This is a genomic window from Streptomyces sp. NPDC025638, assembly GCF_055558775.1.
Genome location: NZ_JBVHLX010000009.1, coordinates 244,617 through 259,764 on the forward strand (window position 1 = coordinate 244,617; position 15,148 = coordinate 259,764).

Genomic DNA, 15,148 nt, shown 5'->3' on the forward strand with positions numbered 1-15,148 from the left:
ACGGATCGGCGCTGCCTCCCGGGAGGCCGACGACGAAGGCGCTCAGTTCCCGGCTTGCTTGAGCCGGTCCTGGGCCTGTGTGGCGATGACCGCGGCCTGGATGCGCCGCTCCACACCGAGCTTGGCCAGCAGGCGCGAGATGTGGTTCTTCACCGTCTTCTCGGCGAGGTACAGCCGCTGGCCTATCTGGCGGTTGGTCAGACCCTCCCCGATCAGGGCCAGGATCTCGCGCTCGCGGTCGGTCAGGCCCGGGAAGGCGTCCGGCTCCTGCTCCCGCTCCTGAGCACCGCGCAGCCGGGCCATGAGCCGGGAGGTGGCGCTGGCGTCCAGCAGGGACTGGCCGGCGGCGACCGTTCGTACGGCGGACACCAGGTCCGAGCCCTGGATCTGCTTCAGGACGTAACCGGACGCGCCCGCCATGATCGAGTCGAGCAGGGCCTCCTCGTCGTCGAACGAGGTCAGCATCAGGCAGGCCAGATCCGGCATCTGTGAACGCAGTTCGCGGCACACGGTCACACCGTCGCCGTCCGGCAGGCGCACATCGAGCACCGCCACGTCCGGACGCAACGCGGGGACGCGCGTCAGTGCCTGCTCCACTGTCCCGGCCTCGCCGACCACGGTGATGTCCGGATGGTCGTTCAGCAGGTCGTGCACCCCGCGTCGTACCACCTCGTGGTCGTCCAGCAGGAAGACCCGGATCGGGTTGTCGGGACCGGGTCGCTCGCTGTCCGCCATTGATTGCTCCTCGTGCCGCGTCGTCTGTTCTGTTCTCCGGTGCCGGAACTACCCCGGCGGACCTCAATTGTTCCCGGTCTGTCAAATCTTGCGGGACGGGGGGCCGTACGACCAGGGCCGAGCGGCCTCGCACCCGGGACGTCCAGTACTTCCTGACGAGCCGCGGCTCGTTCGACGCTGGGAGCACAACGCACCGAACCGTGCTCAAGGAGCAGGCAATGAAGGCAGCAGTCGTCAGGTCCTTCGGCGAGCCGCTGGTGATCGAGGAGCGCCCCGACCCGCGGCCCGGCCCCGGCCAGGTCCGTATCCGTCTTGAGGCGTCGGGACTGTGCCACACCGACATCCACGCCGCCCACGGGGACTGGCCCGTCAAGCCCACCCTCCCGTTCGTCCCCGGACACGAGGGCGTCGGCATCGTCGAGGCGCTCGGGGAGGGAGTGACCCACCTGGACCTCGGCCAACGGGTGGCCGTGCCCTGGCTGGGCTGGGCGTGCGGTCGGTGCGAGCACTGTCTGTCCGGCTGGGAGACGCTGTGCGAGCAGCAGCAGAACACCGGCTACAGCGTCGACGGCGGCTACGCCGAGAAGATGCTCGCGCCGGCCGACTTCGCCGCCCCGGTCCCCGACGGCGTCGACCCGCGCGACGCCGCGCCGCTGACCTGCGCCGGCGTCACCACGTACAAGGCACTGAAGGTCGCCGGGGTCCGCCCGGCGCAGCTGGTGGCGATCTCCGGCGTCGGCGGGCTCGGTCACCTCGCCGTGCAGTACGCGAAGATCGCCGGAGCCACTGTCGCCGCGATCGACGTCACCGACGACAAGCTGGCCCTCGCCCGCGAGCTCGGCGCGGACATCCTCATCGACGCCCGCAAGGAGGACCCGGCCGAGGTGCTCAAGCAGCACGGCGGCGCCCACGCGGCGATTGCGCTGGCGGTCGCCGAGCAGGCGTTCGCGGCCGTCTACGGCGGCCTGCGGCGTGGCGGCAAGCTGGTCATGGTCGCCCTGCCCGCCGGTGGCACCATCCGGGTGCCGATCTTCGACACCGTGCTGAACGGCACCTCCGTCATCGGCTCCATCGTCGGCACCCGCCAGGACCTGGACGAGGTGTTCCGGCTGCACGCGGCCGGACGCACCAAGGTCATCTACGAGACCCGGCCCCTGGAGACCGTCAACGAGTCGATCGCCGAGGTCCTCGACGGGCGGGTCAAGGCACGCATCGTCTTCGAGATGTGACCCTCCCCCGCCAACACGCCACACGCCGTGCGTCGAACGTCCGCAGCCCTGCACCGCCCGGCGCGCGGCCGAGCCCGCACCTCCCCGGGCACCAGTAGCCCCGCACCTCCCAGGCACCAGTAGTCGGAAGGAAGCACACACCGTCATGGACCGCTACGTGTACGCGTTCACCGAGGGCGGCCGCGACATGGCCGACCTGCTCGGCGGCAAGGGAGCCAACCTGGCCGAGATGACCCGGATGGGCCTGCCCGTGCCGCCCGGGTTCACCGTCACCACGGAAGCCTGTCGCGCCTTCCTCGCCACCGGCACGGAACCGGACGGGATGTCCCGTGCGATCTCCGGACACCTCTCGCTCCTGGAGGCCGGTGCGGGGCGGGTGCTGGGGCAGCCCGACGACCCGCTGCTGCTGTCCGTCCGCTCCGGCGCGCGGTTCTCCATGCCCGGCATGATGGAGACGATCCTGGACATCGGCCTCAACGACGAATCCGTGCACGGCCTGGCCAAGTCCTCCGGGAACGAGCGTTTCGCCTGGGACTCCTACCGCCGCCTTGTGCAGATGTTCGGCAGCACCGTCATGGGGGTCGACGGCGCGCTGTTCGAGAAGGCCATGGCCGACTTCAAGCAGGCCCGCGGCGCCGCGGACGACCTGGGCCTGGACGCGGCCGATCTGGCAGCGCTCGTCGAGGCGTACAAGGAGCTGATCCGGCGCGAGACCGGTGAGACCTTCCCGCAGTCCCCCGCCGAGCAACTGCGGCGCGCGGTCCTCGCCGTCTTCGAGTCGTGGAACGGCGAGCGCGCCCGTCTCTACCGTCACAGGGAGCACATCCCCGACGACCTTGGCACCGCGGTCAACGTACAGACCATGGTCTTCGGCAACCTCGGCCCCGACTCCGGCAGCGGCGTCGCCTTCACCCGCGACCCGGCCACGGGACAGCCCGGACTGTACGGCGACTATCTGCCCAACGCGCAGGGCGAGGACGTCGTCGCCGGGATCCGCAACACCGTCTCCCTGACCGAACTGGAGCGGCTGGATCCACGGTCGTACGCGCAGCTGCGCGACCACATGCGGACCCTGGAGCAGCACTACCGGGATCTGTGCGACATCGAGTTCACCATCGAGCGCGGCCGGCTGTGGATGCTGCAGACCCGGGTCGGCAAGCGCACCGCGGAGGCCGCGTTCGCCATCGCCGCCGAGCTCGTCGACGAGGGCCTGATCAGCGCCGATGAGGCCCTGGCCCGCGTCGCTGGCGACGGCCTCGCCCATCTGATGTTCCCCCGGTTCGACACCACGGCCGTCGGCGAGCCGCTCGCGCACGGCCTGCCGGCCTCGCCGGGAGCGGCCGTCGGCGCCGCGGTTTTCGACTCCGCCGAAGCGGTCCGGCGGGCCGCCGCGGGCGAGAAGGTCGTCCTCGTACGCAAGGAGACCACACCCGACGATCTGCCGGGCATGATCGCCGCACAGGCCGTACTGACCAGCCACGGTGGCAAGACCAGCCATGCCGCCGTCGTCGCGCGTGGCATGGGCAAGGTCTGCGTCTGCGGTGCCGAAGAAGTCGGGGTGGACACCCAGGCCCGCCGGTTCACGGTGGGTGACACCGTCGTCGAGGAGGGCACGGTGATCTCCGTCGACGGCTCCGAGGGCACCGTCCACCTGGGCGCGGCTCCGCTGGTCGACTCCGCGGTGATGCGGTACTTCGAGACGGGCGAGCGGTCGGACGGGGTGGTCGAGGCGGTGGCCCGCGCCATGGACCGGGCCGACGGCGTACGGAGGTTGGAGGTACGCGCGAACGCCGACACCCCCGAAGACGCCGCCCGGGCCCGCCGGTTCGGCGCGCAGGGCATCGGACTGTGCCGCACCGAGCACATGTTCCTCGGTGAACGCCGCAAGCTGGTCGAGGAGATGATCCTGGCCCGGACGGACGCCGAGCGCGAACGGGCGCTGGAGGCGCTGTTGCCGCTCCAGCGGCAGGACTTCACCGGCATCCTCGAGGCGATGGACGGCCTGCCGGTCACCATCAGGCTCATCGACCCGCCGCTGCACGAGTTCCTGCCCGACCGCACGGACCTCGCCGTGCGCGTCGCCGCCGCCGAGGCCCGTGGCGACGTCCCGGACCCGCGCGACGCCGAGCTGCTGGACGCCGTGAACCGTATGCACGAGGAGAACCCGATGCTGGGCCTGCGCGGGGTGCGTCTGGGCCTGGTCGTCCCCGGGCTGGTCGCCATGCAGGTGCGTGCCATCGCCGAAGCGGTCGTGGAGCGCGTGCGGGCCGGGGGCTCTCCGGAGGCGGAGATCATGGTGCCGCTCGTCGGCGCCGTGGAGGAGCTGCGTATCGAGCGGGAAGAAGTGGAACGGGTGCTGGCCGAGGTCTCCGAAGAGTCCGGCGTCCCCGTGCACTGCCCCGTCGGCACGATGATCGAACTGCCACGGGCCGCCCTGACCGCGGGCCGGATCGCCGAGGAGGCGGAGTTCTTCTCCTTCGGCACCAACGATCTCACCCAGACCACCTGGGGCTTCTCCCGCGACGACGTCGAGGCGGCATTCTTCTCCGCCTACCTCGACAAGGGCATCTTCGCCGTCTCACCGTTCGAGACGCTGGACCGCACGGGCGTGGGCCGGCTGATCCGGATCGCCGTGGCCGAAGGCCGTGCGGCACGACCCGGCCTGAAGATCGGCGTCTGCGGCGAGCACGGCGGGGATCCCGACTCCGTCCACTTCTTCCACGACGCGGACCTCGACTACGTCTCCTGCTCGCCCTTCCGCATCCCGGTCGCACGCCTGGAGGCCGGACGGGCCGCGCTCGCCGGGACGGAAACGAGCGACAGCAGGTGACGGAGCCAGGCTCCTGAGACCTATCGACGGTGGGCGGGTCAGTCCCCTGTCTGGGGACACTCGGCCCCTGCGCCGGGCGGCGTGCCGGAGGGAGCCTGGAAGGGTATCCGCACGGCTCCGAGGACGGGCCCGACGAAGACGGCAGACCAGGAAGGAAGTGGGCGGCATGGCCCGCACAGTCGGCGAGGTGATGACCCGGGACGTCGTCCAGGCGCACCGGGAGACACCGTTCAAGGTCGTGGCACGGCTGCTCGACCAGCACCGGATCAGTGGGCTGCCCGTGGTGGATCACGACGACAAGGTCATCGGGGTGATCTCCGGGAGCGACCTCATCCGCCGCCAGGCGACCCGGCCCGCGGACGGCCCGGCACAGCGGAAACACCCGCATGCGCGGGACCACTCCGCCCGTCGCGCCGTCGCCGCCACGGCGGAGGAACTGATGTCGACGCCCGCGATCACCGTGCATCCGGAGCAGAAGGTCGCGGACGCCGCGCGTGTGATGGAACGCCACGGTGTCGAGCGCCTTCCGGTCGTGGACGAGGAGGACCGGCTCATCGGCATCGCCACCCGCCGCGACCTGCTCCGCGTCTTCCTGCGCACCGACGAGGAGATCCGGCAGGAGGTCCTCGACGACATCCTGAACACCTTGTCCCTTCCGCCCCAGGACGTGGTCGTCTCGGTCCGGGACGGCATGGTCACGCTGGAGGGCCGGCTCGAACACCGGAGCGACATACCCCTGACCGTCCGGTCGACGTACCGGGTGGACGGAGTGATCGGCGTCGTCAACAGCCTGACCTTCCACCTCGACGACACCCGCCCGGCCGCCCACCAGGGCGGTCACTGATCGGACCCGGTGCCGAGCGGCCCGGTCACAGGGTCCAGTGGCCCATGGGCCGGACCGGCGCCATGGACGACGCTGAAAGAAGAGGCCGGTACGCCTTACTGGAGGCACGTGATGAACGCTCCCCCTACACCCGGCATGATGCGCGCGCTGCCCGTCGAGTATCGAGAACGGCTGATGCGCATGGCCCGGGAAGTTTCGTTCCCGCAGGGCGCCCGTCTCTTCGAGGAAGGGGGCCGAGCCGACCGGTTCTGGATCATTCGCACCGGCACCGTCGCCCTCGACATGAGGGTGCCCGGCCGTCGTGCGGCCGTCATCGAGACCCTCGGCCACGACGAACTCGTCGGCTGGTCCTGGCTCTTCGGCCCGCACAGCCGGCACCTGGGCGCCGAGACGACCAGCCCGGTGCGCGCCTACGAGTTCGACGCCGTCGCGGTCCGGTCGATGTGCCAGGACGACCCCGCGCTCGGCCTCGCCGTCGCCCAGTGGGTGGGTGACATCGTCGCCCACCGGCTGCGCTCGGCCCGCACCCGGCTGCTGGACCTGTACGCCCCTTACGGCAGCGGGAGCCTGCACTGACCGGTCCCGCCCGTCGAAACGGCCCAGACCAAGGAGACACCATGACAGGCAGCCCGCACATCGTGAGCGACGTGATGACCCATACGGTCGCCGCGATCGGCCGCGGGGCCGGCTTCAAGGAGATCGTGCGGATGATGCAGGAATGGAAGGTCAGCGCCCTCCCCGTCCTGGAAGGCGAGGGCCGTGTCGTCGGTGTCGTCTCCGAGGCCGACCTGTTGCCCAAGGAGGAGTTCCGCGACAGCGACCCCGACCGGCACACCCAGTTGCGCCGCCTGGACGATCTCGCGAAGGCAGGGGCCGTGACCGCGGGAGAGCTGATGACCGCTCCGGCCCTGACCGTACGCGCGGACGAGACGCTTGCCCAGGCGGCACGGAGGATGGCCCACGCCAGGGTCAAGCGGCTCCCCGTGGTCGACGAACTGGGCATGCTGCAGGGCGTCGTCAGCCGTGCCGACCTGCTGAAGGTGTTCCTGCGGGACGACGAGGACATCGCCGAGGAGGTACGACGGGAAGTGGTGTCCTATCTCTTCCCGGCGCCGGCGTCAGCGGTACGCGTCGCGGTGCGCGAGGGGGTCGTCCAGCTCGGTGGCAGTGTTCGGGACACGTCACTGATCCCTGTGGCCGCGCGTTTGATCCGGGCCGTCGAGGGCGTGGTGGACGTGAAGTTCGACCTCACCCCGCCGGTGGGCCCTCCGGACCAGGAAAGTGCCCAACGGCCCACTGACTGAACCCTGCGCCACAGGAGACCCTGAGCTGCGCGGTTCCCGAAAACCCAAATAAGAACCAGGAGTTGTGTGATGGCGAAGGCGTATCTGGTGGGCAGCGGTATCGCGGCGCTTGCCGCGGCCACGTTCCTGATCCGCGACGGCGGCTTCCAGGGGTCCGACATCCACCTCTTCGAAGGACAACGGACCATCGGCGGCAGCCTGGACGCGGGTGGCACCTTCGACGCCGGCTACACCATGCGCGGCGGCCGGATGTTCGAGGCCGAATTCCGCTGCACCTACGATCTGCTGTCCGGCATTCCCACCCTCGACGATCCCGCCGTCTCCGTGACCGATGAAATCCTGGCCGGACACGAGGACTTCGCCTGGGACGACATCGCCCGCCTCGTCGACGGTGACGGCAAGATAGTCGACACCGGCTCGATGGGCTTCTCCGAGCGGGACCGGCTGGAGCTGATCCGGTGCCTGGCGACCCCCGAGGAGCACCTGGACGACAAGCGGATCACGGACTGCTTCGGCAAGCACTTCTTCACCACCAACTTCTGGTTCATGTGGTGCACCACGTTCGCCTTCCAGCCCTGGCACAGCGCGATCGAGTTCCGGCGCTACCTCAAACGCTTCATCCACCTCTTCCCCGAGTTCGCCGCCATGTCGGGCATCCACCGGACCCGCTACAACCAGTACGACTCCATCGTGCGCCCGCTCACCGCCTGGCTGCGCGAACACGGTGTGACCGTGCACACCGGCTGCCATGTCACCGACCTCGGATTCGCGCCGGGAATCCACAACGGTACGGTCGACACCCTGTTCCTGAGCCGGCACGGCGAGGACGAGACGGTTTCCGTGGCTCCCGAGGATCTGGTCCTGGTCACCAACGGCTCCATGACCGACGCCTCCAGCCTCGGCTCGCACACCTCTGCGCCGCCCCCGGCTCCCCATCGCTCGGAAGCCTGGCTCCTGTGGCATCGACTGGCCCGCGGACGCGAGAACTTCGGCAACCCGTCCGCCTTCGACAAGCACGTCAAGGAGTCCCGCTGGGAGTCCTTCACGGTCACGTCCAAGGACCCCGCCTTCCTCACGGCGCTGGAGGAGTTCAGCGGGCGCCCGGCCGGCAAGGGCGGGCTGATGACCTTCACCGACTCCAACTGGCTGCTCACCATCGTCGCCAACCGCCAGCCCGTCTACCGCGACCAGCCCGAGGACGTCGGAGTCTGGTGGGGCTACGGCCTGTTCCCCGACCGGGCCGGCAACCAGACGCCCAAGCCGATGACCATGTGCTCCGGTCGGGAGATCCTCGAAGAGGTGCTGCACCATCTGAAGTTCGACGAGCAGACGGCGGCGCGAGTTCTGGAGACATCGACCGTGGTGCCCTGCGTGATGCCGTACATCACCAGCCAGTTCCTGGTACGCCGCCGCGAGGACCGGCCCGAGGTGGTGCCGGAGGGATCGGTCAACCTCGCCTTCATCGGCCAGTTCGCCGAAGTGCCCGACGACGTCGTCTTCACCGTCGAGTACTCCGTACGCACGGCCTGGACCGCGGTGGCCCAACTCCTCAAGCTCGACAAGCGGCCTCCGGCGGTCTACAAGGGCCATCACGACCCTCACGTACTGGCGAAGGCTCTGGAGACGATGCATCGCAGGTAGGACTCAACGGACGGACTTCCCGCCGGACGGGGTGACGGCATACCACATCCCGTCCGCCGCCTGCCCGTTCGCCTGTCCGGCCGCCGTGTCGCCCATGTACCGGTACAGCGGCCAGCCTCCGAGGGTGAGCTGCGTCCTGCCGTCCCGGTGAACCGTGCCGAGAAGGCTCTTGTCAACACCCATGGTCTTTACGGAGTCCTGCACCATGACGGGCATCCAGGTCTTCGTACACGTGCCGGAACATGTCCACTTGGACGGATGGGCCTCGTCCTTGTCGTAGCGGTAGAGAGTCATCCCCTTGTCGTCGGTCACCACGCTGCCCACGCCCTCGACAGCCTTGGCCATCAACATGGTGGTGATGGCCAGGTGCCCGCTGCCAGCCGGTGCCGAGGTCGCGGGTTCCGAGGCGGAGGCCGTAGCGACCGGAGCGACACGGGAGGGGCTGGTACCGGAGGAGGCGTTGTCCATCGAACTGCCGCACGCCCCCAGGAGAAGCGCCGAGGCAAGCCCCGCGGCCGAGAGGAGGACGATGCGCTGCTGGTTCACGGAGCTTCCCTTCGCCGGGCGTTCTGCTTACTCCAGCAGTACGTCGGGCAACTCCCGCCCGCTCAGCCACCGGTACCACATGGCGAAGCCTTGACCGATACCGGCGGAGCACCGGGGCCGTCACCGCTATCGCTGCTCAGAACCCGGACGTACCAGTCGAGCCGTGTCGCGTCCTCGCCGCTCCTGCGCTTGCCGGGGACAAACCTCGTGACGTGCAACCCGACGGCACGACCACCGGTCCGTACGAGGCACTGGTCGGACGACGACAGCGGCCTTCATGGTCGGCGTGGGGATGGTCATGATGGGGAGCCTCGTCGTGACCACCGCTGTTTCCGCCGTGATCGCCTCCGCCACACGAGACGAAGGACGGATCGCGGCTTGATGGCATGCCGCGCCGGCAACGCCGACCGCATCAGTGCGGCAGCGTGGTGAGCACGCCCGACGCCCGGTCGAGCAGGTACTGCAGGGGCTCGGCGGCCCAGGGGCCGCGGTCGGCGATCAGTTCGCCGGCGTGCCGGCCGAGGTCCGCTCCGCTCAGCCAGGCCTCGCTGTCGGCGCCCGCCGCCGCGCGAGGGCGGGTGCGGATGGGGCCGATGACGAGTTCGTAGACCCGTCGGCCCTTGCCGTCGAGTTCGGCGGTCAGGCTGCAAAGCAACGACTTCTTGGCCGCGTTGGTCGCGCCGACGAGGGCGGCGCCCGGGTAGGGGATCTCCGCGCTGAAGCCGGTGAGGTGGACGAGCGCGCCGTCCCGGACGAGCAGCGGGGTGACGGCTCGCAGCGCCCGGAAGTGGCTGGTGAGGTTGTCCGCGATCATCGCGTCCCAGACGGCGTCGGACACCTCCAGCAGCCCCGTGCGGCCCGGCGGGCCCCAGTTGCCGATCGTGAGGACGGCGCCGTCGAACCTCCCGTGGTCCTTGACGAGCCGGTGGCGTACGGCGGTGCTGTCCGGATCGGAGACGTCGACGACATACGGGTGAAGGACCCCCGGTCCGGCATCCGCCACATACTCGGCGAGGGCGCTCAGCCGGGCCTCGCTGCGGCCGGCCGCGACCACGGTGGCGCCCAGCTCCAGCAGGGCTCGGGTGATCCCCTCGCCGATGCCTCCGCCCGCGCCGACGACGAGTACAGTGCGGCCCTCCAGGAAAACCTCCCCGGTTTCCGCGGGTTCCGCGGCTCCTACGAGGTCCCTGACCGGCTCCAAGTGCGATTGTCGGAGCCTTAATGAACGGTTGGTCATTTTGAGCAGCGTAGCCACCGCCGACGCTAATGACCAGATGTACATTACGAGTTGTGAGCGACGAACCCACCAACGCCCCGGCCCTCGCCAGGAAGCGTGTCCGCGCTCCCGAGGCGCACCGCGAGGCGATCCTGGAGGCGGCGCGGGCCGCGTTCGCGGAGCGGGGCTATGCCCGTGCCACCATCCGGGAGATCGCCGGGCGGGCCGGTGTCACCCACGGTCTGGTCATGCGGCACTTCGGCTCGAAGGAGCAGTTGTTCCTCGCGGCCGTGCCCGGTCCCCGGGACCTGCCCGAACTGGTCCCCGGCCCGCCTCGGACGCTGCCGGACCGGATAGCGCAGGCCTTTGTCGCGCGGATGGAACGCTCCGACGGCAACGACCCGTTCCTCGCGCTGATCCGTAGCGCAGCCTCCGACGAGCGGGCCGCCACCGGGCTGTACGCGGCGATGCGTCGCAGCAGCGCGGCGGCCTACAGCACGGTGCTCAGCGGGCCCGACGCGGACGAGCGTATCGATCTGCTCGCCTCTCATCTGATCGGTGTCACCTTCAGCCGGTACGTGCTGCGCAGCGGGCCCGTGGCCGAGATGCCGCCGGAGCGGCTCGTGGCGTATCTGACGCGGACCCTGCGGTGCCTCCTGGAGCCCGCCGCGCTTCCCGAGTCCTCCTCCCAGTCCTCCGCGTCCTTCGAAGGGACCTCCTCGTCATGACGGAACAGGGCGTCGCCCACGTCGAGTTACCGCCCTCCCTCGCCGGCCGTACGGTGCTGCCGTCCGACGCCCGGTATGAGCGGGTGCGCCATGGATACGTGCACCGGGGTGCCCCGGCGGTGGTGATCTTCCCGGAGAGCCCCGAGGAGGTGGCCGTCGCGCTGACATACGCACGGACCCGGGGCACGGTGCTGTCCGTGCGCAGCGGTGGGCATGGCATCAGCGGGCGGTCGACCAATGACGGCGGTGTTGTCGTCGACGTGTCGCGTCTCGACCGCGTCCAGGTGCTGGACCGGGCGCGGCGTCGGGTCCGGGTCGGCGCGGGCGCCCGCTGGGGGCGGGTGGCCCAGGCACTCGCCCCGCACGGGCTCGCCGTCAGCTCCGGCGACACCGGTGATGTGGGCGTGGGCGGGCTGGTCACGGCGGGCGGCATGGGCTGGTTCGCGCGGCGGGACGGGCTGACGATCGACCATGTGACGGCCGTCGAACTCGTGCTGGCCGACGGGACGTTCGTCCGGGCCGACATGGACCACGAACCCGACCTGTTCTGGGCCGTACGGGGCGCGGGCGGCAACTTCGGCATCGTCACGGCCGTGGAGCTGGAGGCGTCGGAGACCGGTGACGTCGTCTTCGCCAACCTGGTCTTCGACGCGCGCGAGGCCGCTCCCCTCGTGGAACAGTGGGGCGCCGTCCTCGAAGTCGCGCCGCGCGAGTTGACCAGTTTCCTCACGCTCATGCCCGCCGGACCCGGCCGCCCGGCCATCGCGCATGTCGCGGCGGTGTACGCCGGGGACCAACCCGATGCCGCCCAGCGGGTGTTGACGCCCCTGCTGGGTCTGGGCCCGCTGCTGCAGCAGGAGGCGGTCCTCGCCCCGTATCCGACGCTGGTGCCGGTCGGCGGCGCGGCCCACCACGGGCAGGGGCTGGGTGCCACCCGTTCCGGGCTGCTCGACCGCGTCTCCACGCACACCGCACGGTCGGTCGCGGAGGCGCTGGCGTCGGGAGAGGTGCTGATGGAGCAGTTCCGTTCGGTGGGCGGCGCGGTCAACGACGTCGATCCGGCCGCCACCGCCTACGCCCACCGCGGCCAGAACTTCCAGCTGCTGTCCGCGACCGTTCCCGAGCTGGAACGCGCCCTGGACATCCACTGGGCACAGCTCGCCCCGGAGGTGAACGGCATGTACCTCAGCTTCGACAGCCGCCGCTCCCCCGACGTCCTGGCCGAGGCGTTCCCCGGGCCGACCCTGGCCCGGCTGCGCACACTCAAGGCTCGGTACGACGCGGAGAACGTCTTCGACCGCAATTTCCCGCTGCGCTGAGTGCGTTGTGGGCGTGCGGCAGCCCGAGCGCGGCCGCCGGGGGCCGGCGACCCTGCGGGTTCGGAGGTTTTGCGGGGGCTCCGATGGGTTCCCCCGGCGGTCACACCCCGCCGTGCGCGCGGGCCCCGTCGAGCGCCGTCCGGTAGGAGGCGGCCGCCACGTCCTTCAAGTGGGCGAGCCGGGGCACGTGCGCGGACTTGGTCAGCTCCGCGTGCAGGAAGGTCAGGTCGGAGGCGAGGCCCACCATGCCGAGGGCCGCCTTCAGGTACGGCTCCTGGTGGTCGCAGTCGTGGCGGGGAGTGCCCGGACCGTAGGCGCCGCCGCGCGCGGAGGCCACCACGACCTTCTTGCCCCGCAGCGGTCCCTCGCCGGAGGCCGGGTCGAGGATCAGCGGCGCGATCAGGACGCGGTCGAACCACGCCTTGAACGTCGACGGCACCGAGAAGTTGTACATCGGCACGCCGAGAAGGATCGTGTCGGCCGCGAGAAGCTCCGCGACCAGTGGCCACGTGACGGCCCAACTGGCCTTCTCCTCCGTGGTCCGCGCCGCCTCACGGGCCGCCGCGAGGTCGCGGACACCTTCCGTCTCCAGGCGGTGCATGACCTCGATCTGCGCGCTGTCGACGTGCGGGACGGGGTCGGCGGCCAGGTCGCGGTAGACGTACTCGCCCTCGGGGTTGGTCTTGCGCCAGGTCTCCGCGAACTCGCCCGAGATCCGGCGGGAAACCGAGTCCGGACGGGGGCTGGAATCGAGGTGGAGAAGTGTGGGCATGGCGGAAATCCCCTGTCTGATCAGCGTGTTGGACTGGAGTCGATCTCCATTGAAATCACCGGGCGGGCTCATGTCCCGTAATCTGACGTGATACTTCGTAACCGGAAGCGTTAGCGAGGATGACGGTGCTGGACGTACGGAAACTTGTGCTGCTGCGCGAGGTCGGAGCCCGGGGGTCGATCGCCGCGGCGGCGCAGGCGCTCAACTACACGCGTTCGGCGGTCTCCCAGCAGCTGTCCGCCCTGGAGGCGGAGACCGGCGCCGCGCTCCTGGACCGCGGCAGCAAGCGGGCCGAACTCACTGCGGCCGGACGGCTGTTGGTGGCGCAAACCGAGCGGGTGCTCGCCGCACTCGAGACGGCGGAGGCACAGTTGCTCGCCCGGGAGGACGGCCAGGTCACCGGCGAACTGCGGGTGGGCGTACCGCTGCACGAGGGTCCGGCGCTGCTGGTGCCGGCGCTGAACCGGCTGCGCGAGCGCCATCCCGGGCTGCGCATCACCCTGCACGGAGTGGATCCCGACGAGGGCCGGCAGACGGTCCGGCTGGGGCGGCTCGACGCCGTCCTGGCCGCCGGCTATCCGCAGGTGCCCGAGCCCAGAGTGCCGGGGCTGTACGAGGAGGAGGTCATCAGCGACCGCATCCGCCTCGCCGTCGCGCCCGATCACCCGCTGGCCCGGGACGGCGGCACGTGCGCCCTCGCCGAGTTCGCGGAGCAGCCGTGGCTGCTGGACCGCACGTCCAGGCTGGGGCGGTTGGCCCTGCACCTGTGTGCCGGCGCCGGTTTCGTCCCCGACATCGTCTCCGACATCGGGGACATGCAGGCCGTCTTCGGTCTTGTCTCCCTGGGCTGGGGCGTCGCGCTGGTCCCCGACCTGGTTCCGGACCGCCCGGGGCACCCGGTCACCCGTATCGCCCTCGAGGGAATCCGGCCCATCCGCCGGGTCACTCTCGTGGTGCGCGAGGGCGCCCTGGACAGCCCCCCGGTGGCCGCCCTGCTCCCGGCCGTCCGAGAGGCGGCCGACGACCTGCGCCGGCCCACGCCCCGGGAACCCGACAGCCCGTCCCCCGCCTGCCCGCCGACCACGGCACGCCCGCCCGACGACCACAGTTCCTCGGCCGCCGGGCAGGCGTGTCAGGCCGCGGCGGGCCAGCGCGGATAGCTGCCCAGGAAGCGCACTTCCAGGCCCAGGGACTCGACGGCCGCCATGGCCAGGCGCAGGGGGCGGGTGTCGATGTGGGCGTCGACGTCGAGGAACAGGTGATAGCTGCCGAGGGCGCGGCCCGTGGGCCAGGACTGGATCCAGGACAGGCGGATGCCGAGGGTGCGGAACTCGTTGAGGACGTCGGGGACGAGGGCCGGGCCCGCGCTGCCCAGCGACACCAGCAGGGAGGTGCGTTCGCGGGCGGTCCGGGCCGGGTGGGACCAGCGTGGGGCCACCGACACGAACCGGGTGACGGCACCGGCCTCCCGGCCCAGGCCGGTGGCGAGGATCCGCAGCCCGTACAGGTCGGCCGCCTCCGCCGCGGCGACCGCCGCGTGGCCGGGGGCGCCCGCGTCGGCGACCGCTCGGGCGGCCGCGGCGGTGGAGCTGGCGCTGCGGGTACGGGCCCCGGGCAGCCGGGTGCGCAGCCAGTCCTCGCACTGGCCCAGCGCGTGCGGGTGGCTGTGCACCACGGTCACCTCCTCCGGCGCGACGCCCTCGGGAGCCATGAGGACGAAGGACACCGGCACCTCGACCTCGGCGTTGATGTGCATCTCCGCCGAGGCCAGCTGGTCCATGGTGGCGGGGACGACGCCGCGCACCGAGTTCTCCAGTGGCACCACCGCCGCTCGACAGTCGCCCCGGCGCACCGCCTCCAGGGAGGCGGGCACCGTCGGGAACGGGCGGAGCACCGGTTCGCGGCCCGGAGGGGCGGACGAGAGCAGCCGCCGCAGCGCGGTCTGCGTGAAGGTCCCCTCCGGGCCGAGGTAGGCGTACGCCAT

14 protein-coding genes are annotated in these 15,148 nt (G+C 70.9%); 9 read left to right on the plus strand and 5 right to left on the minus strand.

Annotated features, from left to right (window positions below; all coding sequences use genetic code 11):
- Positions 1-42: 42 nt before the first annotated feature.
- Positions 43-735: a response regulator gene (locus ACZ4EG_RS24265; protein ID WP_390707984.1), complete on the minus strand. Its 693-nt coding sequence runs from the start codon at positions 733-735 to the stop codon at positions 43-45.
- Between the two features lie 218 nt (positions 736-953).
- Between ACZ4EG_RS24265 and adhP the strand changes: the two genes are divergently transcribed.
- The 6 genes from adhP (at position 954) to ACZ4EG_RS24295 (ending at position 8,583) form a co-directional block, all read left to right on the plus strand.
- Positions 954-1,964: an alcohol dehydrogenase AdhP gene (gene adhP, locus ACZ4EG_RS24270; RefSeq protein WP_390707985.1), complete on the plus strand. Its 1,011-nt coding sequence runs from the start codon at positions 954-956 to the stop codon at positions 1,962-1,964.
- A 145-nt stretch (positions 1,965-2,109) separates the two neighbouring features.
- The gene (gene ppdK, locus ACZ4EG_RS24275; protein WP_467792057.1) at positions 2,110-4,794 is read left to right on the plus strand and encodes a pyruvate, phosphate dikinase; all 2,685 of its coding nucleotides are present in this window, start codon (positions 2,110-2,112) and stop codon (positions 4,792-4,794) included.
- A gap of 166 nt (positions 4,795-4,960) precedes the next feature.
- A complete protein-coding gene (locus ACZ4EG_RS24280; protein WP_453548870.1) occupies positions 4,961-5,638 on the plus strand; it encodes a CBS domain-containing protein in 678 nt (225 codons plus the stop codon).
- Between the two features lie 111 nt (positions 5,639-5,749).
- Positions 5,750-6,214, plus strand: a complete 465-nt coding sequence (locus tag ACZ4EG_RS24285) for a cyclic nucleotide-binding domain-containing protein (protein WP_390707988.1) — start codon at positions 5,750-5,752, stop codon at positions 6,212-6,214.
- Positions 6,215-6,255: 41 nt separating this feature from the next.
- Positions 6,256-6,942, plus strand: a complete 687-nt coding sequence (locus tag ACZ4EG_RS24290) for a CBS domain-containing protein (protein WP_467792058.1) — start codon at positions 6,256-6,258, stop codon at positions 6,940-6,942.
- Between the two features lie 69 nt (positions 6,943-7,011).
- Entirely contained in the window at positions 7,012-8,583 is a 1,572-nt protein-coding gene (locus ACZ4EG_RS24295; RefSeq protein ID WP_467792059.1) for an oleate hydratase, read from the plus strand.
- 3 nt (positions 8,584-8,586) lie between these two features.
- Here ACZ4EG_RS24295 and ACZ4EG_RS24300 read toward each other — a convergent pair whose 3' ends face one another.
- Positions 8,587-9,129 (minus strand): hypothetical protein, encoded by a 543-nt coding sequence (locus tag ACZ4EG_RS24300; RefSeq protein ID WP_467792060.1) that lies wholly within the window; start codon positions 9,127-9,129, stop codon positions 8,587-8,589.
- Positions 9,130-9,541: 412 nt separating this feature from the next.
- The gene (locus ACZ4EG_RS24305; RefSeq protein ID WP_467792061.1) at positions 9,542-10,330 is read right to left on the minus strand and encodes an SDR family NAD(P)-dependent oxidoreductase; all 789 of its coding nucleotides are present in this window, start codon (positions 10,328-10,330) and stop codon (positions 9,542-9,544) included.
- 89 nt (positions 10,331-10,419) lie between these two features.
- On the opposite strand from ACZ4EG_RS24305, the gene ACZ4EG_RS24310 reads away from it, so the two are divergent.
- Together ACZ4EG_RS24310 and ACZ4EG_RS24315 are read left to right on the plus strand one after the other, a co-directional pair.
- Positions 10,420-11,073, plus strand: a complete 654-nt coding sequence (locus ACZ4EG_RS24310; protein ID WP_467792062.1) for a TetR/AcrR family transcriptional regulator — start codon at positions 10,420-10,422, stop codon at positions 11,071-11,073.
- Positions 11,070-12,392, plus strand: a complete 1,323-nt coding sequence (locus ACZ4EG_RS24315) for an FAD-binding oxidoreductase (RefSeq protein WP_467792063.1) — start codon at positions 11,070-11,072, stop codon at positions 12,390-12,392. The genes ACZ4EG_RS24310 and ACZ4EG_RS24315 overlap by 4 nt, the downstream gene beginning before the upstream one ends.
- A 100-nt stretch (positions 12,393-12,492) precedes the next feature.
- On the opposite strand, the gene ACZ4EG_RS24320 is transcribed toward ACZ4EG_RS24315, so the two are convergent.
- Positions 12,493-13,164 carry an FMN-dependent NADH-azoreductase gene (locus ACZ4EG_RS24320; protein WP_467792064.1) on the minus strand — a complete coding sequence of 224 codons (672 nt, stop codon included), beginning with the start codon at positions 13,162-13,164 and terminating at the stop codon, positions 12,493-12,495.
- A 119-nt stretch (positions 13,165-13,283) separates the two neighbouring features.
- Between ACZ4EG_RS24320 and ACZ4EG_RS24325 the strand changes: the two genes are divergently transcribed.
- Positions 13,284-14,324 (plus strand): LysR family transcriptional regulator, encoded by a 1,041-nt coding sequence (locus ACZ4EG_RS24325; RefSeq protein WP_467792065.1) that lies wholly within the window; start codon positions 13,284-13,286, stop codon positions 14,322-14,324.
- Here the strand turns inward: ACZ4EG_RS24325 and pheA are convergent.
- A complete protein-coding gene (gene pheA, locus ACZ4EG_RS24330) occupies positions 14,297-15,148 on the minus strand; it encodes a prephenate dehydratase (RefSeq protein WP_467792066.1) in 852 nt (283 codons plus the stop codon). The two genes, ACZ4EG_RS24325 and pheA, sit on opposite strands and share 28 nt — an antisense overlap.